The sequence below is a fragment of the Streptomyces sp. NPDC101225 genome (assembly GCF_044767585.1).
Taxonomy (GTDB): Bacteria; Actinomycetota; Actinomycetes; order Streptomycetales; family Streptomycetaceae; genus Streptomyces.
This window is the reverse complement of sequence record NZ_JBIWOE010000049.1, coordinates 22,916-43,794: the sequence shown is the minus strand read 5'-3', so window position 1 is coordinate 43,794 and position 20,879 is coordinate 22,916. Positions and strand designations below refer to the sequence as shown.

Annotated in this window: 15 protein-coding genes and 2 pseudogenes; 12 read left to right on the top strand and 5 right to left on the bottom strand. The window is 71.3% G+C overall.

Features of this window, described 5'->3' with window-relative positions:
- Window positions 1-2 precede the first annotated feature (2 nt).
- Genes ACIRPX_RS40015 through ACIRPX_RS40005 form a run of 3 tightly spaced genes read left to right on the top strand, consistent with a single transcriptional unit; the run spans window position 3 to window position 2,734 of the window.
- Window positions 3-764: a hypothetical protein gene (locus ACIRPX_RS40015; RefSeq protein ID WP_404204713.1), complete on the top strand. Its 762-nt coding sequence runs from the start codon at window positions 3-5 to the stop codon at window positions 762-764.
- Window positions 765-767: 3 nt separating this feature from the next.
- On the top strand, window positions 768-1,565 hold the full coding sequence (locus ACIRPX_RS40010; protein ID WP_404204711.1) for a PP2C family serine/threonine-protein phosphatase: 798 nt from the start codon (window positions 768-770) through the stop codon (window positions 1,563-1,565).
- Window positions 1,562-2,734 (top strand): hypothetical protein, encoded by a 1,173-nt coding sequence (locus tag ACIRPX_RS40005; protein ID WP_404204709.1) that lies wholly within the window; start codon window positions 1,562-1,564, stop codon window positions 2,732-2,734. The genes ACIRPX_RS40010 and ACIRPX_RS40005 overlap by 4 nt, the downstream gene beginning before the upstream one ends.
- A gap of 59 nt (window positions 2,735-2,793) precedes the next feature.
- Here ACIRPX_RS40005 and ACIRPX_RS40000 read toward each other — a convergent pair whose 3' ends face one another.
- Both ACIRPX_RS40000 and ACIRPX_RS39995 read right to left on the bottom strand, forming a co-directional pair.
- Window positions 2,794-4,404 (bottom strand): cation acetate symporter, encoded by a 1,611-nt coding sequence (locus ACIRPX_RS40000; RefSeq protein ID WP_404204707.1) that lies wholly within the window; start codon window positions 4,402-4,404, stop codon window positions 2,794-2,796.
- The gene (locus tag ACIRPX_RS39995) at window positions 4,401-4,862 is read right to left on the bottom strand and encodes a DUF485 domain-containing protein (RefSeq protein ID WP_404204705.1); all 462 of its coding nucleotides are present in this window, start codon (window positions 4,860-4,862) and stop codon (window positions 4,401-4,403) included. Before ACIRPX_RS39995 ends, ACIRPX_RS40000 begins: the two co-directional genes overlap by 4 nt.
- 306 nt (window positions 4,863-5,168) lie before the next feature.
- Here ACIRPX_RS39995 and ACIRPX_RS39990 point away from each other — a divergent pair, with 306 nt between their 5' ends.
- The 4 genes and pseudogenes from ACIRPX_RS39990 to ACIRPX_RS39975 form a co-directional block, all read left to right on the top strand.
- Window positions 5,169-5,339, top strand: a complete 171-nt coding sequence (locus ACIRPX_RS39990) for a hypothetical protein (RefSeq protein WP_384258636.1) — start codon at window positions 5,169-5,171, stop codon at window positions 5,337-5,339.
- Between the two features lie 203 nt (window positions 5,340-5,542).
- Window positions 5,543-5,854, top strand: coding sequence for a WhiB family transcriptional regulator (locus ACIRPX_RS39985; protein ID WP_404204703.1), 312 nt, complete (start codon window positions 5,543-5,545; stop codon window positions 5,852-5,854).
- 281 nt (window positions 5,855-6,135) lie between these two features.
- Window positions 6,136-8,025: an arabinofuranosidase catalytic domain-containing protein gene (locus ACIRPX_RS39980; RefSeq protein WP_404204701.1), complete on the top strand. Its 1,890-nt coding sequence runs from the start codon at window positions 6,136-6,138 to the stop codon at window positions 8,023-8,025.
- A gap of 96 nt (window positions 8,026-8,121) precedes the next feature.
- Window positions 8,122-9,288 (top strand): annotated as a pseudogene (locus ACIRPX_RS39975) (dihydrolipoyl dehydrogenase family protein); the annotation flags it as partial.
- 78 nt (window positions 9,289-9,366) lie between these two features.
- On the opposite strand, the pseudogene ACIRPX_RS39970 reads toward ACIRPX_RS39975, so the two are convergent.
- Both ACIRPX_RS39970 and ACIRPX_RS39965 read right to left on the bottom strand, forming a co-directional pair.
- A pseudogene (locus tag ACIRPX_RS39970) lies at window positions 9,367-9,808 on the bottom strand (DUF6003 family protein).
- Window positions 9,809-9,871: 63 nt separating this feature from the next.
- A complete protein-coding gene (locus ACIRPX_RS39965; RefSeq protein ID WP_404204699.1) occupies window positions 9,872-11,002 on the bottom strand; it encodes an ABC transporter substrate-binding protein in 1,131 nt (376 codons plus the stop codon).
- Between the two features lie 178 nt (window positions 11,003-11,180).
- Here ACIRPX_RS39965 and ACIRPX_RS39960 point away from each other — a divergent pair, with 178 nt between their 5' ends.
- Window positions 11,181-12,074 (top strand): hypothetical protein, encoded by an 894-nt coding sequence (locus ACIRPX_RS39960; protein WP_404204697.1) that lies wholly within the window; start codon window positions 11,181-11,183, stop codon window positions 12,072-12,074.
- Window positions 12,075-12,154: 80 nt separating this feature from the next.
- On the opposite strand, the gene ACIRPX_RS39955 is transcribed toward ACIRPX_RS39960, so the two are convergent.
- Complete coding sequence (locus tag ACIRPX_RS39955) at window positions 12,155-14,695, bottom strand: discoidin domain-containing protein (protein ID WP_404204695.1); 2,541 nt, start codon at window positions 14,693-14,695, stop codon at window positions 12,155-12,157.
- A gap of 331 nt (window positions 14,696-15,026) precedes the next feature.
- Here ACIRPX_RS39955 and ACIRPX_RS39950 point away from each other — a divergent pair, with 331 nt between their 5' ends.
- The 4 genes from ACIRPX_RS39950 to ACIRPX_RS39935 all read left to right on the top strand — a co-directional run bounded on the left by ACIRPX_RS39950 (window position 15,027) and on the right by ACIRPX_RS39935 (window position 20,542).
- Complete coding sequence (locus ACIRPX_RS39950; protein WP_404204693.1) at window positions 15,027-16,118, top strand: DUF1996 domain-containing protein; 1,092 nt, start codon at window positions 15,027-15,029, stop codon at window positions 16,116-16,118.
- A 12-nt stretch (window positions 16,119-16,130) separates the two neighbouring features.
- A complete protein-coding gene (locus tag ACIRPX_RS39945) occupies window positions 16,131-17,882 on the top strand; it encodes a discoidin domain-containing protein (RefSeq protein WP_404204691.1) in 1,752 nt (583 codons plus the stop codon).
- Window positions 17,883-17,964: 82 nt separating this feature from the next.
- Window positions 17,965-19,005, top strand: coding sequence for a LacI family DNA-binding transcriptional regulator (locus ACIRPX_RS39940; RefSeq protein ID WP_404204689.1), 1,041 nt, complete (start codon window positions 17,965-17,967; stop codon window positions 19,003-19,005).
- Window positions 19,006-19,183: 178 nt separating this feature from the next.
- Window positions 19,184-20,542 carry a beta-1,3-glucanase family protein gene (locus tag ACIRPX_RS39935; protein WP_404204687.1) on the top strand — a complete coding sequence of 453 codons (1,359 nt, stop codon included), beginning with the start codon at window positions 19,184-19,186 and terminating at the stop codon, window positions 20,540-20,542.
- Window positions 20,543-20,879: the final 337 nt, after the last annotated feature.

Here is a 20,879-nt window from a genome sequence, read left to right as displayed (position 1 = left end):
CCATGTCCAGCGAATACCCGCCCACCCTGCCGGCGGAGTACGCCGACATCGAGTTCGAGAACAACGCCCAGCGCCTGCCGCTGGTGCTGTGCCTGGACACCTCCAGCTCCATGGCGGGCCCCCCGATCCGGGCGCTCAACGATGCGCTCGTGGAATGGACCCGCGAGCTGCACGACGACGTCGCCCTCAGCTACAGCGTCGAGGTCGCCGTGGTCACCTTCGGCGGGCAGGCCGTCGCCGTGTGGCGGGGGCCCCAGCCGCTCGCCCCCGGGGCACCGGTGAGCCCGTTCGTGCCCGCCCACCAGTTCCGGCCGCCGCAGCTGGGTGCCACGGGCGTGACCCTGATGACGGAGGCCCTGGAGCTGGCGATGCACATCGTCGCGGCCCGCAAGGCCGAACTGCGCGCCTGCGGCCTGCAGTACTACCGCCCGCAGATCTGCCTGGTCACGGACGGGCTGCCGACCGACGCGCAGGGCCGGCGCACCGACGCCTGGCAGCGGCTGGTGCCGGTGCTGGCCGGGGAGCAGGGGGCCCGCCGCTTCCGGCTCTACGCGATCGGTGTCGGCGGCATCACCGACCTGGGCGAGCAGGTGCTGCGGGCGTTCGCGCCGAAGTTCCACGCGACCCTCCACGGATTCCCCTTCCGGGAGCTGCTCCAGATGATGTCCGCCAGTGCCAACGCCGAGCAGAAGGGCGCCGGGGACGAGGTGTTCGAGAAGATCTTCAGCCAGTTCAAGACCCAGCGTCCGGCCTGGGAGAGCTAGGCGATGGACGAGGGCGGCGCCGGCTGGCGGATCCACGGCATGAGCGTCGAGGGCTATCGGCACCGCCGCGACGGCCGCCCCTGCCAGGACGCGTGCGCGCACACCGAGTCCGGGCGGCTCGCAGTCCTGGCCGTCGCGGACGGCGCCGGCAGCCGGCCGCGCTCCGAGGAGGGTTCGCGGCTCGCGGTCGCGCTGGCGGGCGAGCACTTCGTACGGCGGGCCGCCGCGGCCGTCGACGCGCCGCCCGGCGAGCGCGTGCACGATCTGCTGCTGGACGCCTTCCACGACGTCACCAAGGTGTTCCTGGACACCACCGGCGCGGCCGCCGCGGACTTCGCGACCACCCTCACCGTCGTGGTGCTCGCGCCGGGCTGGCTGGGCCATCTCAGCGTCGGCGACGGCTTCGTCGTGCTGCGGGCCGGCAGCGAGGACGGACGGCGGCAGTTCCATCTGCTGCCGCAGCCGCCGGCCGCCGGGGAGTACAGCAACGAGACCGTCTTCCTCACCTCGCCGGACGCGGCCCGTCAGGTGCACACCGACTGCGTGTGCGACGCGGGCGTCGACGGCGTCCTGCTGTCCACCGACGGTCTCGCGCAGGCCGCGCTCACCCGGTCCGCCGACGGACCGCCCACGCCCAATGCCTCGTTCGCCGACGCCGTCTTCCGCTCCCTCGACGGCCCCGGTCCCGTGCCCGACGGCGCATACGACAACCTCGCCGCGCTGCTCAGGTCGGACCGGCTGACCGCGCTGAACGCGGACGACAAGACGCTGCTGCGAGCCGTGCGCCGGACCCGGCCATGAGCGGACGGGTGGTCCATCTGGACGGCAGGCCGGTGGTGCTCGCCGGGGCACCGCTGAAGGGCGGCGGCCAGGCGGCCGTCTTCCCGGTCGAGGGCGACCACGCCACCGTCGTCAAGCTCTACCGCGACCCGCCCGGCCCCGACCAGGAGCGGCGGCTGGCCCGCATGCTGACCATGTCACCCCTGGCCGCCCGCCCCACCAACCGCTTCCAGCCGCCCGAGCTGGCCTGGCCCACCGCGCTGGCCCGCGGCAGCGGCGGTGAGTTCCTCGGTTACGGCATGCACCGTTTCGGCGAGCCCGAACACGTCCAGCTGGTCGGCCTGTTCACGCGCGCGCAGCGGACGCGGCTCTTCCCCGACCGGGCCGACTGGCGTTTCCTGCTCGGCGTCGCCTGGAACCTCGCCTTCATGACCGCGCGCATGCACGGCGACCACCTCGTCATCGGCGACTTCTCCAGCAGCAACGTCGTCGTCGACACCAACGGCTTCGTGACCTTCCTGGACTGCGACTCCATCGCCTTCACCGATCCCGTGACGGGCGAGCCGTTCCCCTGCCTGATGCACACCACCGACTACTCCGCCCCCGAGCGGCAGACCGGTGCACCCGCCACCCGGTCCAGCGACGACTTCGCCCTCGCCGTGCTCGTCTACCAGCTGCTGACCGCCGGCAACCACCCCTTCGGGGGCGTACCGCACGACAGCGCCTCCGAGTCGACCGTGAAGGACAACATCGCCGCCAGCGTCTCGTACGTGGTGCGCCCGGAGCTGGTGACCGTCCCACGCGGCACGGTCGACCCGTCGGTGCTCCCGCCCGGCCTGCTCACCCTGGCGCGCGCCGCCTTCGGCCCCGGCGTCCGGGCCCCCGCGGCCCGCCCCCCGGCGGAGGCCTGGCTGCGGGCACTGGACGGGGAGCGGACGCGGATACGGGTGTGTCCCGCCCGGCCGCTGCACACGTACGGCTCCCATCTGCCGTCCTGCCCCTGGTGCGAGCGGGCCGCGCGCACCGGCCACGACGTCTTCAACGCCCCGCGGCCGGTGCAGGCCACGGCGCCACCCGCCCCTCCGCTCCCGCCGGAGGCACCGCCGCCCCGCCGGTTCGGTCCGCTGAAGGTGGCGGCCGTGCTGATCCTGCTGGTGCTGATCGTCGTGGTGGTGACGCGACTCGTGTAGCGCGGGATCGCGCGTTCGAGGGCGGCGCGCCGGTACGGGCGTGAACGCGGCGCGGCGCGTCATCCGCCCGCGTGCCGCGACGGCCCGGCGAGCAGGAGCGGCTCGACGGCCTCGTAACGGTCCCGCGCCCGTACGGTGGTCCCGTCGCGGGACAGGAGGGTGCCCAGCACGCCGCACAGGAAGCCGGCCGGTACTGAGACCAGAGCCGTCGTGGTGAACGGGAACCAGTTGAAGTCGGCGTCCGGGAAGGCCGATCGGGGCGTGCCGGAGACGAGGTTGGTGCCGGTGATGAGGACGAGGACGCTCACGCTGCCGCCGATCAGGGTGCACAGCAGGCCGGCGCGCGTGTAGCGGCGCCAGAAGAGGCTGTAGACGAGGGCCGGCGCGATGGCCGAGGCGCCCAGGCAGAACGACAGCGTGGCGAGCGGCTGGAGGCTGCGGTGCTGCGCCACCACGGCCAGCAGGATCACCGGGGCGCCCACGGCCAGGGCGGCCAGACGCGCCAGGGCCGTCTCCCGCTGCGGCGTCGTGGTGCGGCGGGCGGCGGCGACGTCATGGGCCAGGGAGTTGGCGCAGGCCAGCGTCATGCTGGCCACCGAGGCCAGCAGTGTCAGGAAGATCGCCGTGGTGACCGCGGTGAACAAGAGGGCTTCCGCGTGCGACAGTTGCGTCCCGAACGCGGCTCGCGCGCCCAGCAGATAGGCCGTGTTGCCCTGCGGGTCCGCGGCGGTGACGCCGGTCCGCCCGATGAGGGCCGTGGCGCCGACGGCGATGACGATGACGACGGCGACGCACAGGGCGACGGTGGACACCGCCCAGCTCATCGCGCGCCGGACCTGGCGCGTACTGCCGGCGCTGTACATCCGCATGGTGACGTGCGGCAGGCAGGCGCCGCCGAGCACGATGGCGCACTGGGTGCTGATCATGTCGAGGCCGCGGTGGGCCCCGCCGGCGAACTGCAGCCCCCAGCGCAGGAACGCGTCGCCGGCCCCGCTGCGCCGTGCGGCGGCGTGGAACAGGTTCTGCGGGCTCCAGCCGAACGTGTGCAGGACGAGCGCGGCGACGATCAGCCCGGAGCCGAGCAGCATCACCGTCTTGAGGATCTGGATCAGCGCGGTGCCCCGCATCCCCCCGATGGCCGCGTACGTGATCATCAGCGCTCCGGCCCCGACGACGCAGCCGGTTTGCATCGCGCTGTCGGAGAAGCCGAGGACGTAGGCCAGCAACTGCCCGACGCCCGCGAGTTGGACGACCATCATCGGCACCAGAGAGGCCAGGGTCACCCCGCAGGCCGTGACGCGCACCGCCCGGCCGGGCAGGCGCCGGCCGAGTGCGTCGCCCATGGTGAACCTGCCGGTGTGGTGGAGGGGTTCGGCCAGCAGGACCATCAGCAGCAGCAGGGACAGCAGGGTGCTCAGGGCCAGGACGACACCGTCGTACCCGCACAGCGCGATGACCCCGCCGACGGTGAGCACGGTGGCCGCGGAGATGTAGTCGCCGGCGATCGCCAGGCCGTTGCGCAGGGGCGACAGGGACCGGTAGCCGGTGTAGAACTCGGCGAGGTCGTCGCGATCGGGGCCGGTGAGCACGCACAGCAGCAGGGTGAGGGTCACGACCGTGCAGAACGCCACGAGCGACCAGGACTGCGCGGTGCCGTCGAAGTCGGTCATGGCCGCTGCTCCCCGTCGACCGCGCCGTACGCCTGCCGGCGCACGCGCCGGGCCAGCGGGTCGACGTACCGGTGCGCGATGAACTCGAAGAGGGCCACCGCCAGCCAGGTGACCGGGAGTTGGACGAGGGCGAGCACCAGCCCGACGGGCAGGCCGCCGGGAGCGGGGCGGGTCATGACGTCGGGGAGCTCGACGGTCAGGGTGAGGAACACGGCGAAGTAGCCGAGCGCGGCGAACGTCGCCACGCGGCGCAGCCGACGACTCGCCCGGCGCAGCAGCCGCAGATCGCGGTGGGGACCTGCCCACGAGCGGGTGGGGAAGGAGGGACGCCCGTCGGCCGGGCGGGACGGCCGCGGACCCGGGGAGGGGGCGGGCAAGGCGTGGCGGCCGGGCCGGTGCCGCGCCGGAGACGACTCGGGCGGAAGGCCGGAACATAAGTGGGAGCTGTCGGAGGACATCCCAAGATCTCCTGGTAGGTCGAGGGCCCCAAGAGGTGCGGACCGCGCGGAAGGTGGGGGAGCGGTTCGGGATACCGCACGTTATGCGGGCGGCGGGCGGCGCGCAGCGGCTTCCACGAACTGCCTGGTGAGGCCCGGTCCGGGCGCTGACCTCGGATGTTGAGGGTGTGACAGGTGCGCCGGCGGTCCACGAACGTGGCCCTGGAGGCTCGACGGGTTCCCGCTCGCTAGCCCGTGTGTTCGGCTCGGTCGCGGGCATCCGGATCGCACACGGTACGCACCCGACTTCGTGAACGGACGGACATCATGCTGGCGATCCTCTCCGCGGTCTTGTTCTTCATCTCCTTCCTGATCAACGCGGCGGACATCTCGACCAACGACACCTTCACCTCGACCAATGTGATGCTTCTCGGCCTGACCGCGCTGGCGTTGCACGTGGCGGGAATCGGCAGTGGCTGGAACTGGCGCAGACGCTGACGGCCCGCGCGCGGCGCGGCTTCGCGCCGGGAGGGGGCGCCCTTAGCGCCCCCGTGCGCGGAAAGCAATCACTGCTCACCCGAAGGTGTGACGGTCGGCGAAGAAGAATGAACGTTTCCCTGAACTGCGTGATGTCATATGCCTGTTGCTTTCGGCAAACGGCAACGCGTCACGCAGGCCAGGGGAGAGGACGGCATCACCGGATGGTGGACACCAACTGGGGCGAGCGGGGGCTGTGTCGGACGGCCGACCCCGACGACCTCTTCGTGGAGGGCAGTGCACAAAACCGCGCCAAGGCTCTGTGCGGCGGCTGCGGAGTGAGAACGGAGTGCCTCGCCTACGCGCTCGACCACCGCATCGAGTACGGCATCTGGGGAGGCATGACGGAACGCGAACGCCGGGCTCTGCTGCGCCGCCGTCCCACCGTCACCTCCTGGCAGCGGCTTCTGGCCTCGGCCCGCGCGGAGCACGAGCGCACGTATGACGCCACTGCGGCATCCCTCGGGGCGAGTTGACGCCCGCCACCCCCAACGGGACCACGGCGAAGGTCGGCTGACGGTGTGTCGGGTTCATGCGGGAATTTCCCGTGCCCCCGGTGTGCGTGGGGCGGGCGATCGCACCGTCGTCCGACGGCCGGAAACAAACACATTCGAACCGCCGGGAAAAGCCCACCCGAAGTAATGAAACAAATATTGACGTGTATCAACAGGTTGCGTAACTTCCGAGCCGACTACAGGCACTTTCCATCGGCGGTTGCGCCATCCCGCACGTTGGTGAAACTCGGGAAAGGGTTGTCATGTATACATCAAGATGTTCCGCCGGTCGGGCGGCGTCAGGACGCGGGTCACGCCCGACCCGCCGCGCGGCGAGATGCCTCGCCGCCGCGGCCACCACCCTCGGACTCGTCCTCGCGTTCCTCGTCGGCCTTCCCGCGACGGCCCAGGCGGCGGACTCCCTGCCGTGCGACATCTACGGGGCCGCGGGGACCCCGTGCGTCGCGGCGCACAGCACCACGCGCGCCCTGCTGTCCTCCTACAACGGCCCGCTCTACCAGGTCACCCGTGCCTCCGACGGCGGCACGGCGGACATCGGCCTGCTGTCGCAGGGCGGCTACGCCGACGCCGGCCGGCAGGACACCTTCTGCCGGGACACGACCTGCCGCATCTCGAAGGTCTACGACCAGACGTCCCGGCACAACGACCTCACCCCCGGCCCGGCGGGCACCGCGGGCGCCGCGGACCGCGGGGCGGACGCCGGTGAGATCGCGGTGAGGGCCGGCGGCCACAAGGTGTACGGCATCTGGATCTCACCGGGCGTCGGCTACCGCTACACCGGCGTGGCCTCCGGCGTCGCCGTCGACGGTCGGCCCGAGGGCGCCTACATGGTGGCCAGCGGCACACACGTGGGCTCCGACTGCTGCTTCGACTACGGCAACGCCGAGAGCACGCCGGCCGACACCGGCAACGGCCACATGGACGCCGTCAGCATCGCGACGACCTGCTACTTCGCGCCGTGCACCGGTTCGGGGCCCTGGGTCGAGGCCGACATGGAGAACGGCATGTTCCAGGGGAACAACGGCTCCAACACCGCCAACCTGGGCAACAGCAGCACCTATGTGACGGCGGTGCTGAAGAACGACGGACAGACCAGATACGCCCTCAAGGGCGGCGACTCCCGGTCCGGTGGGCTGTCGACCTGGTGGGACGGAGCCCTGCCCACCCGCGGCGGCTACCGGCCCATGCACCAGGAGGGCGGCATCATCCTGGGGACCGGCGGCGACAACAGCAACCGCAACCGGGGCACCTTCTTCGAGGGTGTCATGGTCGCCGGATACCCGACGGACGCAGCCGAGAACGCCGTCCAGGCCGACATCGTCTCCGTCGGCTACTCCGGCGAGACGGACGTGCCCAACGGGCCCCAGGGGGCGATCACCGGCCCCGGCGGCACGTGTGTCGACGCCGCCGCGGACGACACCGGCGGCAACGGCACCGCCGTACAGCTCTGGGGGTGCCAGACCTACGCCGAGGACCAGCACTGGCAGCACCACGCCGACGGCTCGCTCAGCACCATCGGCAAGTGTCTTGACATCGTTGGCAACGGGACGGCGAACGGGACCAGGGCCGAGTTGTGGGACTGCAACGGTGTGGGTGGCCAGAAGTGGGTGCAGCAGAGCGACGGTTCGCTGCTCAACCCGCAGTCGGGTCGCTGTCTGGACTCCCCGAGCGGTGCCACCGCGAACGGCACGCGGCTGCAGATCTGGGACTGCAACGGCTCCGCCGCGCAGAAGTTCGCCGTGAACGGCGGCGCCCCGGCGATCGGCCCCGGCGGCACGTGCGTGGACGTCGCCGCGGACGACACCGGCGGCAACGGCGCGGCCGTACAGCTCTGGGACTGCCAGTCCTGGGCGGTCGACCAGCACTGGTACCACCGCTCCGACGGCTCGCTGTCGACGCTCGGCAAGTGTCTTGACATCGTTGGCAACGGGACGGCGAACGGGACCAGGGCCGAGTTGTGGGACTGCAACGGTGTGGGTGGCCAGAAGTGGGTGGAGCAGAGCGACGGTTCGCTGCTCAACCCGCAGTCGGGTCGCTGTCTGGACTCCCCGAGCGGTGCCACCGCGAACGGCACGCGGCTGCAGATCTGGGACTGCAACGGCTCCGCCGCGCAGAAGTTCGCGCTCGGGTAGGGGCGTACGCATCCGTGCTCAACCGCGGCCGTACGAAAGGGAGCCGGTGCCCGGAGGCCCGGGACCGGCTCCCCGTCGCCGTTCCACCGCGCCTCGATGAGGCCCGAGGACGCCGACCCGGGCGACTGGTACGCGGCCTCCGTCGCCTCGACCGCCTCGATGGCGGCGACCGTGCGGGACAAGAACTTCCGCATGCTCGACACCCTCGACACGGTCACCGTCGTGACGGGGACGGCGTCCTTCCTGGACGAGAAGCGCGTCGAGGTCGCGGCGGGCGGCGACCGACTGGAGATCAGCGCGGACACCATCGTCATCAACACCGGTGCCGAACCGGTGATCCCGGACGTCCCCGGCCTGCGGGACAGCGCCCATCTCGTCACCAACGCGGACCTGGTCCGCTCGGCCGACATGCCGCGCCGCACGGCGGTCATCGGCGGCGGCCGTCAGGGCATCGAGTTCGCGGCGATGCTGAGCCGGTACGGCATTCCCGTCACCGTCCTGGAAAGCGGCGACCGCATCCTGCGGCGCGAGGACGACGACGTCGCACATGCCGCGGAGAAGATCCTCCGCGAGGAGGGCATCACCTTCGTCACGGGAGCCCGCGTCACCGAGGTCGTCGACCGCGACGGCTTCGCCACCGTCCACTACGGGACGCGCGACGGCGCCCGCGGCACCGTCGAGGCGGAAGCCGTCGTCGTCGGCACCGGCCGTGCGCCACGCACCGCCGGGCTGCGGCTGGAGGCCGCCGGCGTGCGCACGAACGAGCGCGGCGCGATCGAGGTGGACGCGTACCTGCGCACCAGCCGCCCGCACATCTTCGCGGTGGGAGACGTGAACGGCGGACCGCAGTTCACCTACATCTCCCTCGACGACTACCGCATCGTCGCCGGCCAGATCATGGGCGGCGGCGACGGGAAGCGGTCGACGGCCGACCGGGTCGCCGTTCCCTACACCCTCTTCATGACCCCGCCGCTCGCCCGGGTGGGCCTGACGGAGAAGGAGGCACACGCCCTCGGACGATCGGTGCGTGTCGCCGCCAAGGACATCGCCGCGCTGATGGCCATGCCCCGCGCCAGCATCGTGGGCGAGGTCCGGGGCATGATGAAGTTCGTCGTGGACGCCGAGACGGACGAGATCCTCGGCGCGGCGCTGCTGAGCGTGGACGCGCAGGAACTCATCAACACCGTGGCACTCGCGATGCGCACCGGGACGACGGCGAGCGGTCTGCGCGATGCCATCTGGACCCACCCGAGCTCCACGGAGGCCTTCAACGAGGTCCTGGCCACCGTGGTGCGTCAGGGCCGTCCACGACGGTCCCGCCGGCCCGGCGGGCGGACGGCGCTACGGTCGGAGAACGCCCTGGCGGGCCTCCGCCTCGACGACGGCGAGGTCCTCACCGGTGAGCTCCGCGATGCGGTGTGCCGGCACCCCGGCCGCCAGGGCGCGGGTGAGGAGAGCGGTCCGGCCCGTCGGTGCAGGAACGGTAGGCCAGCAGTTCCCGCTCCAGCTGCGCGAGGTTCGGTGGCGCCATCGCGTGCCGCAGGCGGCTGAGTTCCTCCTCCCCGAGGGGCACGGGCAGCCGCTCGGCGTCCTCGGGGATGGCCGCCGTCTCCTCCGGCGGCAGCGGCCGCAGCCCGGGAGAGGTCGCGGTGATCCCCTGCGCGCCGAGCCAGGCGACGACGGCGGGGGTGTCCATGCAGGCCGGCTCTCCGACGGCCGCGGGAGGCACGCCCAGCGTCGCGGCCGTGCCGTCCAGCAGGACGAGGTAGGCGTCATCGGTCATCGTCGTCATCCCTCGGCGAAGTGACGTTCGGTCTGCCGCACCGCGTACCCGGCCTCGGCCGCCTCAGCCGGTGCGAAGGACGCGGAAGCGACCGGGCGCCGCCGGATCCCGGTCGACGACCTGGACGGGCGGCCACGCCCACTGCCGCACCCCGATACCGGGCACGCGCGAGAACCGGATCGGTCCGCGCGTGCCCTCGACGGCAACCCCCGCCCAGGAGGCGGCGATGCGTTCCCGGCCCACTTCGCCGGTGCCGAGCAGGTCGGCGAGGGCGGCGACGGTGTCGTAGCCCTCGAAAGCGACGAACGAGGGAGCCTCGCCCAGCCGTTCGCGCAGTGCCGTGCCGACCCGCGCGCCCAGGGGGCCGAGCCGTTCGGGCAGGTAGCGCAGGAACGGGATGCCGGCGCCGTCCTCGCCCAGCAGAGCCGCCCAGGTGCCGAACTCCGGCTGCCCGGCCGGAGCACCCATCATCACCCCGTCGAGGCGCCGGTCGCCACGGACGGACCGCACGATGGACACGGCCGGCTCCGGGAGACCGGTCAGCAGGAGGAGCGCCGTCGCGCCGTGGTCGACCAGTGCGTCGCACACCGCGGAGGGGGTGAGCGCGTCCATGTCGAACTCGACGACGGTGCCGCCGTGCGCGGCGAGGTGCTCCCGTAGAACGCGGGTCCCGGATGCCCAGTAGACACTCTGCTGGGCCGCCACGGCGATCCGGCGGTGACCCGCGCCGAGCAGGAACTCCCCGTAGATCCGCCATCCGTGGGACTGCGCCGGGGCCAGCCGCGCGACCCAGTCCGTCGGCCGGTCGGTGAGCGCGTCGAGAACCGCCGACGAGCAGAGGAACGGCAGCCCGAGCGCGTCGGCCCTGGCGGCGGCGGCACGGGCCACGACGCTGTGATACTCGCCGGCCACGGCGGCCACGCCCAGAGCGGCCAGTTCCTCCACGGCCGCGGCGGCCCGACGTGGATCGGCGGCGGTGTCCCTGACCACCAGTTCGACCGGCCGCCCCAGGATGCCACCGGAGTCGTTGACGTCCCGCACACCCGACTCGATCCCGGCGAGCAGATGCCGGCCCGCCTCGACCCAGCCCGGCCGGGTCAGCGGGACGAGAGCGCCGATCGGAACGGACGAACCGTCGGTCCGCCGGGGAACGGGGTGCGGTGCCGGAGCAGGCGTGTCGACCATGGCGGACATTGCACCCGCGACCGCCGCCATCACGCAACTCATCACCGGTACATCGTTGTCAGTGACGCCTGTTACAACCGGGGGTGCAGGCACTCAGTGGGGGTGTCCTGCACCCAAGGAGGGGAATGTGACTGTGCACACACGCGCGGGTTCACTGCGGTCGCTGCTGGGCGCGTTATTGAGCCTCATGGTGGCGGCCGGCCTCGGTGTCGCCGTGACCGGCACGGCATCGGCGGCCACCGGCGTACCGTCGGCCGTGACCAAGTACCGCTACACCAGTGAGGCCGGCGACTACATCGGCCAGGGCGGCAGCGCCGTGTACACGCCGTCCACCGCGACCGTCAGCGTCGGTGGCGACGCGCAGTACGTGCGGTTCCGGGTGAGCACCGACGACGAGTGGTGGGACGTCGACCTCGCGGCGCCCAGCGGAGAGCAGCTCCATCCGGGCGTCTACCGCGACGCGGAGCGGGCCGCGTTCCGGACCGGGCGGTCACCCGGCCTGGACGTCTCCGGGGACGGCCGCGGCTGCAACGAGGTCTACGGGCAGTTCTCGGTCAACCAGATCGAGACCGACGCGTCCGGAGCGATCACCGTCCTGGACGCCACCTACACCCAGCACTGCGAGAGCGCCGGCGCCCCCGCCCTCAAGGGCGTTCTCAAGTACCGCGCCTTCCCGCTCTCCTACGCCTACACGAGCGATCCCGGTGACTACGTGGGCCAGGGAGTGACCCAGACCCATCGGGGTGCCACCAGCACCTTCTCGCTCAGCCGCTACGGCGACGGCATCCAGTACGGCGTCTCCGGGAAGCGGGAGTACTGGACCGCGCTGCTCACTCCGCCCGACGGCGAACAGTTCGAGGCCGGACACACCTACCAGGCCCGGCGCAGCCACGGAGCCGGTGTGGCGGGACTGGACGTGTCCGGCAGCGGCCGCGGCTGCAACACCGTGACGGGAGAGCTCACGGTGACCAGGCTGGCCCGCGGGGACGACGGCACCGTCAAGGCGTTCGCCGCCACCTTCGTGCAGCACTGCGAGGGCGGCGACCCGGCGCTGCACGGCACCATCCACTACTACGCCTGACGCTCGGACGGACCCCTGCCGGGGCCGCGTCGCGGCCCCGGCAGGGTCTCAGGCGCTCGGAGCGTCCTTCCTCGCGTCGGTCACGGGAACGAGGTCAGCTTCGAGGGCACGGTGTCCGTCCCCGATGTGGGCGCACCGGTGTTGTTGACGACGTGGGCGTACTGGCCCTTGCCGCCGAGGGAGATCACCAGGACGTCGTGCAGCTTCACCCCGGCGGTGACCGGGACCTGGAAGCCGTGTGCCTGGACGATCGACGGATCGGAGGTGTAGTTGCAGTAGCTGCCCAGCCCCCATGCCTCGTGCTGGGTCACGGTGTCGGCGACCTTGTAGGCCGCGTAGCCGACGATGCCGTCATGGGTGATGGCGGCCGCGTTCGGGGCGTCGTAGGCCTTCTCGTTCTGGAAGAAGATCGTGCGGCCGCGTTCGCCGCTCCACAGGACGTCGTACTTGTTGAAGTGCTCCACGAACAGCCCGGTCGCCAGGACGTCGTCGCCGTTGACGCGCAGGCCGTAGTCGGCGCGGTTGGTGTCCCAGCCGACTCCCGTCCCGTGGTCGGCGCGCCACAGCCAGGTGTGGTCGATGACGACGTCGTCGCTGTTGACGACGACGGAGTTGGTGGCGAGTCCGGGTCCGGCCCCGCCGATGCGGACGAACACGTCCTGCATGGTGGTCGGGTCGGCGGAGTGGTCGGCGTTGGCTCCGGGCTGCCCGATCCGCAGCAGGGTGTCGGAGTTGACGGAGCCGGCGTCGATGAGGAAGCCGGCGAGGCGCACGCCGTCGACGTCGGCCACGTGCATGGCGTCGATGCCGTTGTCCGGCACGATCGTGGCCAGGCCCAGACCCAGCACCACGGTGTCGGGCCGTGTCACGTCGATGGTCCGGTCGAGGTGGTAGACCCCCGGCGTGAACAGCAGGTTGAGTCCCTGGGCGAGCGCCTGGTTGATCGTGGCCGCGGTGGCGCCCGGCTTGACGACGTAGAACTGGTCCAGGGAGAGCGAGGTTCCCGCGTTCGCCGGCCAGGACACGCCGCGGGCGTTGGTGCGCTTGGCGGGCACGAAGACCTTGTAGGTGCTGCCGTCGAGGTAGAGGAACGGCTTCTCGCGGGAGACGGGCGTCGTGTCGAGCGTGGTGTAGGGGCCTGCGTCGAAGTTGCCGGCCGGGGCGCCCTGGACACCGGTGAACGTCATGTTCCACACGCCGTTGGTCCAGCCGCCGACGGAACTGTCGCGGGTGTACCACTGCTGCTGGGAGTACGGGCCGACGGTGCCGTCGATCTTCGAGTCCGCGATGTAGCCGCCGGAGGCCCAGCCGTAGCCGTTCGGGGCCAGGTTGAGACCGCCCTGGACGTGGATACGGCGGAACGGCGCCGCCTGCGCGACGGCCCAGCGGTCGGTGCCGTTCGACGGCCTGATGGCGAGGTTCTCCGCCGAACGCCAGAAGTTCTGCGTGGCGTTGCCGTTGAACCAGCCCGCGTCGACGGTGACGTCGCCGTTGATCTGCGTGTCGTCGGGGTTGAGGCCGAGGCCGGAGATCGAGGTGTAGAAGCCGATCTGGGCGTTGATGCCGTTGTAGGTGCCGGGCTTGAGCAGGAACTGGTAGCGGCCGGAGCCGAACTGGTTGGACTCCTGCTGGGCGAAGACGTCGTCGAACTTCTGCTGGAGGTTGGGGGTGCTGGGGTCGACGACGATGACGTTGGACCCGAGGTCGCCGCCGCCCTGGACCGGGGGAGTGCTGCCGCCGGTTCCGGTGTGGACGGCCACCTCCCACAGGGAGTAGCCGTAGCCCGTGGCGCGGACCGTGCCGTTGATGCGGACGTACCGTCCTGAGCCGGTCACGTCGTAGGAGGCCGTGCCTCCGCTCGCGCCCGTGACGCTCTTGAGGGTGGTCCAGCTCTGGCCGTCGGAGGAGGCCTGGATCTGGAACTCCTTGGCGTAGGCGGCCTCCCAGGTCAGGTCGACCTTGCAGAGGTCCATGACCGAGCCGAGGTCCACCTGGACCCACTGCGGGTCGGCGGCCTGGCTGGACCAGCGGGTGCCGGCGTCGCCGTCGAAGGCCGCGGAGGCGGGGGTGCCGGCGTTCTCCGTGGAGGACGCGGAGGCGGGCCTGCCCTTGGCGGCGTTCGCGGTGTCGCAGGAGGAGGTGCCGGTGCCGGCGGTGCCGAAGACCTGGAACTCCCAGAGGGAGTAACCCCATTGGGTGGCGCGGTGGACGCCGTACATCCTGACGTAGCGGCCCTGCCCCGAGACGTCGAGGGTGTCGGTGCCGCCGTCGCCGCCGGTGACCGTGGTGAGGTCGGTCCAGGTGCTGCCGTCGGCGGAGGACTGGATCTTGTAGTCCTTGCCGTAGGCGGTCTCCCAGTTGAGGACGACCTTCGAGATCGAGGCCGTGGTGCCGAGGTCGACCTGGAGCCACTGGGCGTCGCTCGCGGCCGACGACCAGCGGGTGCCGGTGTCGCCGTCGACGGCGGCGGCGGCCGGTGTGCCGGCGTTCTCGTCGGAGGACGAGGTCGCCGTTCTGCCCTGGGACAGCGGGAGTTCGGCCGCGGCGGCCGGTCTGGGAACGGGTAGGGCGAGCAGCGCGGCCATGGCGGCGAGCGTGACGCCCACGGATCTGAGTCTCATGGAGGTCCCTGCGGGTGCGATGGGAAAGGAGCACGCCGGGTCCCCGACGGCTGACGGGGGTGGGCCAAGGCCCCGGCCCCGGCGCTTAGTTCACGTCTTGATTTAACTGATGAGTTCCAAGTCTCGGCAAGCCTTCGGAAGTTGAAATCTTTCCTGGTCCAGTTCTGCGGGATCCCTTGACATCTTGATGACATGCCCTCAACACTCCTCGGCGGGAGAGCGCTCTCCCACGCTCCGCCCGGCACCCCATGACGCAGACACCACCTGATGCCCTGTCATGCCGCGGCCGGGCGCGGTCTCTCACACCCCCACCGTTCAGGAGGAGGTCTCCATGTCACGGAGATCGAAAGGCCTGTCAGCGACGCTGATCACCGGCGCGCTCCTGCTGACCTCGATCGGGCTGGGCGGCGTCGCCCTCGGCGCCGGCCCGCCCGCGTCGCACAGCACCACGGCGCAGACGCTCGCGGCCACCCGCTCCGGTCACGCGGCGGCGGCCGCCGTCAGCTCGCCGGACGATCCGGACGGCGACGGCTACATCCCCGCCGTCCCGCCGGTCACCGGCGTGACCCCTTCGACGCAGGACCCGCCCCACCGCTACTTCCACGAGTTCCAGGCCAACTGCTCGGTCACCCGCACCAGGACGGACGACCCGATCGTCTACCCGCAGCAGCCCGGCACGTCCCACGACCACACGTTCCTGGGCAACACGACCACCGACGCCTACAGCACGACGGCCTCGCTGGCGGCCGGCGGAACCAGCTGCAAGGCCCCCGGCGACCTGTCCGCCTACTGGATGCCCACCCTCTACAACGGTGACCAGCAGATCCTTCCCGTGGGTCCGCAGGTCATCTACTACAAGGCGGGGGTCACCGACTACACCAGCGTCCGGCCCTTCCCCAAGGGCCTGCGGTTCATCGTCGGCAACCCGATGCAGAGCGCCGACGAGTTCCGCCACCACCCGGGCTTCGTCGAGGGCTGGGAGTGCGGCGACAGCTACTTCAACACCGAGTTCCCCGCGACCTGCCCGAACCGTGCCGACGTCCAGCTCAACATCCGCTTCCAGGCGCCCAGTTGCTGGGACGGCACGTATCTGGACACCCCCGACCACAGGAGCCACATGGCCTACCCCGTGGTCAAACCCGGCACGAACGACAACATCTGCCCGGCCGACCACCCGGTCGCGCTGCCGATGATCGAGTTCAAGATGGCCTTCCCCGTCAACGGCGACATGTCGAACGTGCGGCTCGCCAGCGGCCCGGGTCACACCTTCCACTACGACTTCTTCAACGCCTGGGACGACCCCACGCTCAAGGCGCTGGTCGACCACTGCATCGTCGGCGGGCTGCAGTGCGACGCGCGCGGCTACGACCAGACCCACCCGGAGGCGGGCGCGGCACTGGACGAGAACTATGAACTCCCCTGAGGAGCAGCAGCGATGACCTCCACCCGCACCCGTATCCGGCGTGCCGCGGCACCCCTCACCGCCGGCGTGCTCGCCACCGGCGCCCTCGTCGCCCTGCCGGCCGCCCCGGCGCACGCCGCCGGCAGCGTCGTCAAGGTCACCGGCAGCCAGGGCTCCTGGCAGCTGACCGTGGACGGGCAGCCGTATCAGATCAAGGGCCTGACCTGGGGCCCGAGTGTCTCGGACGCCGAGAAGTACATGCCGGACCTGCAGTCCATGGGCGTCAACACGATCCGCACCTGGGGCACCGACGCCACCAGCAAACCACTGTTCGACTCCGCGGCCGCGCACGGCATCAAGGTCGTCGCCGGCTTCTGGCTCCAGCCCGGCGGCGGACCCGGCAGCGGTGGCTGCGTCAACTACCTGACCGACACCGCGTACAAGAACCAAATGCTCGACGCGTTCCCCAAGTGGGTCCAGACGTACAAGGACAACCCCGGCGTGCTGATGTGGGACGTCGGCAACGAGTCGGTCCTGGGCCTGCAGAACTGCTTCAGCGGCGACGAACTGGAGCGACAGCGCGACGCGTACACCACCTTCGTCGACGACATCGCCAAGAAGATCCACGCCGTCGACCCCGACCACCCCGTCACCTCCACGGACGCCTGGGTCGGGGCCTGGCCGTACTACAAGAGGAACGCACCGGACCTCGACCTGTACGCCGTGAACGCCTACAACGCGGTCTGCGACATCAAGTCCGCCTGGGAGAAGGGCGGTTACACCAAGCCCTACATCGTCACCGAGACCGGCCCGGCCGGCGAGTGGGAGGTCCCCGACGACGCCAACGGCGTACCGCTCGAACCCTCCGACCGGGCCAAGGCCGACGGCTACACCCGCGCGTGGGGCTGCATCACCGGCCACAAGGGGGTCGCGCTCGGCGCCACGATGTTCCACTACGGCACCGAGTACGACTTCGGCGGCATCTGGTTCAACCTGCTGCCCGCGGGCCAGAAACGCCTGTCGTACTACGCCGTGAAGAGGGCCTACGGCGGCGACACCTCGCACGACAACACCCCGCCCGTCATCTCCGACCTGAGTGTGGAAGGCGACGCGGGCAAGGTGCAGGCGGGACGTGACCTCGTCCTGGACGTCAAGGCCACCGATCCCGACGGCGACCGGATCTCCTACGAGGTCCTCGACAACAGCATGTACGTCGACCAGAGCAAGAACCTCGCCTCGCTGCCCGTCACCGATCTCGGCGGCGGCCGTCTGCAGGTCACCGCCCCGGACCGTCCGGGCGTGTGGAAGATGTACGTCAAGGCGACCGACGGCCGGGGCAACGTCGGTGTCGAGACCCGTTCGGTCCGCGTCGTGCCGCCCGTGCCGTCGGGCACCGACCTGGCCCAGGGCAGACCCGCCACCGCCTCGTCGTACCAGGCGAGTTACGGCGACTGTCCCTGTACCGCCGGCAACGCGGTCGACGGAAATCCCGCCACCCGGTGGGCCAGCGACTGGAGCGACCCCCAGTGGCTCCAGGTCGACCTCGGTACCCGCACCACGTTCCGGCACGTCCAGCTGTACTGGGAGGCCTCGTACGCGAAGGCGTACACCATCCAGACCTCCGACGACGGCCACACCTGGCAGACCGTGCACACCGTGTCCGACGGCAACGGCGGCATCGACGACTTCGACGTCACCGGCACGGGCCGCTACGTGCGGGTCAACGGCACGGCGCGGGGGACCGGTTGGGGCTATTCGCTGTACGAGTTCGGCGTCTACGCCTGACGGACACCCGCGGCTCCCGACGGCCGGAGCACCGCCGGAGAGCGCTCTATTGCCCGATGCGCAGGTCCGTTAGGGTGCCCGCATGAGCAGACGGGCCCCGACGCTGGAGGACGTCGCCCGGGAGGCCGGCGTCTCCCGGGCGACGGTGTCCCGGGTCGTCAACGGCATCCGCAATGTGGATCCGGAGATACAGGAACTGGTCCGCCGGGCCATCGAGCGCACGGGTTACGCGCCCAACCGGGCCGCCCGTTCGCTGGTGACCCGGCGGGCCGAGACCGTCGCGCTGGTGGTGTCCGGCGCGGGGGACACCTCGGACGCCGGGCAGAACGCCTTCGCCGCACGGGTGTTCGCGGACCCCTTCTTCGGGCGCGTGGTCGGGGGCATCGTCGGCTTCCTGCGCCCCCGCTCCATGCACCCGGTGCTGATGTTCGCCGAGTCGGCCGAGGCCCGGGACGAGGTGCTCACCTACCTGCGGCAGGGACGTGCCGACGGCGCCCTGGTCGTGTCCACCCACGCCGGCGACCCGTTGCCCGCCCTGCTCGCCGACGCCCGGCTCCCCGCGGTGCTCTTCGCCCGCCCCTCGCGTCCCGTTCCGCTCAGCCACGTCGACCTGGCGCACCGGGACGGAGCGCGCCTCGCCGCCGAGCACCTGCTGGCCCGGGGATGCCGTCAACCGGCCACGGTCTGCGGTCCCTTGGACGTGCCGGCGAGCCAGGAGCGGCTGGCCGGCTTCCGCGACACGCTCGCCCGCCACGGCCACCCGGAGGTCCCCGTCGCCGAGGGCGGCTTCACCCTCGACAGCGGCATCGCGGCCATGGCGGAACTGCTGGAGCGCCGGCCCGGCACGGACGGCGTGTTCGCGGCCAACGACCTCATGGCCCAGGGCGCCTGCCAGGTGCTGCGTGAGCGGGGCCGGCGGGTGCCCGAGGACGTCGCGGTCGTCGGCTTCGACGACTCCAGCATCGCCGTCACCTGCCGCCCCCGGCTCACCACCGTGCGCCAGCCGGTCGAGGAGATGGCGGCGGAGATGGCGCGCCTGCTCGACGAGCACATCCGCGGCGTGCGCACCGACCCGGCGTCGGTCGTCTTCGAGCCGGAGCTGGTGGTGCGCGAGTCGGCCTGACCGCACGGGAAGGTCCGTACCGGATGCGTCAAGGGATGGAGGAACAGGGCGCAACCCGCTTGATTTCGGCTTCAGTTGTTGACGGCGCGCACCACCGGGACTACAACCCGAGAGAGCGCTCTCACATCTGCAGTTGCTCCACCCCCACGCACGCCGCACCGGCTTGAGGAGACCCCGCATGCAGAGTTCCGTCGGCGCATCCACCCGCAGACCACCGGCAGGCGTCGCACGCTCACGTGCCGCTCTCGGGCTCGTCGTCGTACTGATCGCCGCCTTCTTCGCGGCCCTGGCACCGTCACCCGCGCACGCGGCCGACTCCTTGCTGTCCCAGGGCCGTCCCGCCACCGCCTCCTCGACCGAGAACGCGGCCTTCCCCGCGAGCGCGGCCGTCGACGGCGACACGGGCACCCGCTGGTCCTCGGCCTTCTCGGACCCGCAGTGGATCAGGATCGACCTCGGGTCCGTGCAGCAGCTCAGCCGTGTCACGCTCAACTGGGAGGCCGCCTACGCGACCGCCTTCCAGATCCAGACCTCCACCGACGCCAACACCTGGACCACCGTCTACTCCACGACCACCGCCACCGGGGGAACCCAGAACCCGACCGTCTCCGGCAGCGGCCGCTACGTCCGCCTCCACGGCACCGCGCGCGGCACCCCGTACGGGTACTCGCTCTGGGAGTTCCAGGTCTACGGCCCCGGTGGCACCACCAGTCCGCCGGACGACTTCTGGGGCAGCACCGGTGACATACCCCCGGCGAGCAACGCCGTCGAGGTGAAGATCCTCAACCGCACCAACGGCAGGTATCCCGACAGCCAGGTGTACTGGAGCTTCAACGGCCAGGTGCACTCCATCGCCGAGCAGCCCTACCTCGACATGCCCGCCAACTCCGCGGGGCGCATGTACTTCTACCTGGGCTCGCCCAGCAGCCCCTACTACGACTTCATCGAGTTCACGGTCGGCAACAACGTCTTCAACGGCAACACCACCCGGGTCGACGCCTTCGGGCTCAAGCTGGCCATGCGCCTGCACTCCAAGGACGGGTACGACGCCGAGGTCGGCGAGAACCGGCAGACCTTCGCCGAGGACCGCACCACCACCTTCCAGCGCTTCACCGCCGCCGTACCGGACCAGTTCAAGGTGCTGGCCCAGACCCAGGCGCCGTACCGGATCATCGCGCCGGGCAGCGACCCGAGCTTCCGTGCGGGCGGCGCCAACGCCGACTACTTCACCGCGTACGCCCGGTCCGTGGGCGTGGACGCGGCCACCTCCGACATCTTCGGCTGCGCCGCCTCCCTGGCGGGCAACCCCACCCTGTGCGCGGCCCTCAACCGCCACGTCGCCACCCTGCCGGCCTCCCAGCAGTCCGACCCGGCCCAGTTCTACCGAGCGGCACCGGCGAACTACTACGCCAAGTTCTGGCACGACAACGCGATCGGGCAACTCGCCTACGGCTTCCCCTACGACGACGTGGCGGGCCGGTCGTCGTTCATCTCGCACGCGAATCCGCAATGGCTGCTGGTGGCGGTCGGCTGGTAGCGCACGCGGACCACGGGACACAGCGGCCCGGCCAGGACGACGAACCTCACCAGGATCTCGGACGTCCGGTCGGGGTCGGGGGCGGGGGGCGGCGGCTCGTGGTCCGCGACCGAGCGGCTGACGCGGGCGCAGTCCCTGCCGCCGACTCGGACCGGACCCGGGATGCCGGCCTGCGGCGCGTCGTGCCCGACGGGCCGTGCCGTGTCCTCGCCTCCGGCGGCGGCTGCGGCGAGTTCCGGATCCGGGACCACGGCAGGACGTGCCGCGGACCGGGAGTCCCGGCCGGCCGGGTGACCGGGTTCTCAACTGGCCGATAATGTCCGTCGATTGAGCGGGT

What these genes read in the sequence shown, in the direction of transcription:
- ACIRPX_RS39945 (WP_404204691.1), top strand. Translation starts at nt 16,131, where the DNA reads ATGACCTCCACCCGCACCCGTATCCGGCGTGCCGCGGCACCCCTCACC.
- ACIRPX_RS39980 (WP_404204701.1), top strand. Translation starts at nt 6,136, where the DNA reads ATGTATACATCAAGATGTTCCGCCGGTCGGGCGGCGTCAGGACGCGGG.
- ACIRPX_RS39955 (WP_404204695.1), bottom strand. Translation starts at nt 14,695, where the DNA reads ATGAGACTCAGATCCGTGGGCGTCACGCTCGCCGCCATGGCCGCGCTG.
- ACIRPX_RS39950 (WP_404204693.1), top strand. Translation starts at nt 15,027, where the DNA reads ATGTCACGGAGATCGAAAGGCCTGTCAGCGACGCTGATCACCGGCGCG.
- ACIRPX_RS40000 (WP_404204707.1), bottom strand. Translation starts at nt 4,404, where the DNA reads ATGACCGACTTCGACGGCACCGCGCAGTCCTGGTCGCTCGTGGCGTTC.
- ACIRPX_RS40005 (WP_404204709.1), top strand. Translation starts at nt 1,562, where the DNA reads ATGAGCGGACGGGTGGTCCATCTGGACGGCAGGCCGGTGGTGCTCGCC.
- ACIRPX_RS39960 (WP_404204697.1), top strand. Translation starts at nt 11,181, where the DNA reads ATGGTGGCGGCCGGCCTCGGTGTCGCCGTGACCGGCACGGCATCGGCG.
- ACIRPX_RS39985 (WP_404204703.1), top strand. Translation starts at nt 5,543, where the DNA reads ATGGTGGACACCAACTGGGGCGAGCGGGGGCTGTGTCGGACGGCCGAC.
- ACIRPX_RS39990 (WP_384258636.1), top strand. Translation starts at nt 5,169, where the DNA reads ATGCTGGCGATCCTCTCCGCGGTCTTGTTCTTCATCTCCTTCCTGATC.
- ACIRPX_RS39935 (WP_404204687.1), top strand. Translation starts at nt 19,184, where the DNA reads ATGCAGAGTTCCGTCGGCGCATCCACCCGCAGACCACCGGCAGGCGTC.
- ACIRPX_RS40015 (WP_404204713.1), top strand. Translation starts at nt 3, where the DNA reads ATGTCCAGCGAATACCCGCCCACCCTGCCGGCGGAGTACGCCGACATC.
- ACIRPX_RS40010 (WP_404204711.1), top strand. Translation starts at nt 768, where the DNA reads ATGGACGAGGGCGGCGCCGGCTGGCGGATCCACGGCATGAGCGTCGAG.
- ACIRPX_RS39940 (WP_404204689.1), top strand. Translation starts at nt 17,965, where the DNA reads ATGAGCAGACGGGCCCCGACGCTGGAGGACGTCGCCCGGGAGGCCGGC.
- ACIRPX_RS39995 (WP_404204705.1), bottom strand. Translation starts at nt 4,862, where the DNA reads ATGTCCTCCGACAGCTCCCACTTATGTTCCGGCCTTCCGCCCGAGTCG.
- ACIRPX_RS39965 (WP_404204699.1), bottom strand. Translation starts at nt 11,002, where the DNA reads ATGTCCGCCATGGTCGACACGCCTGCTCCGGCACCGCACCCCGTTCCC.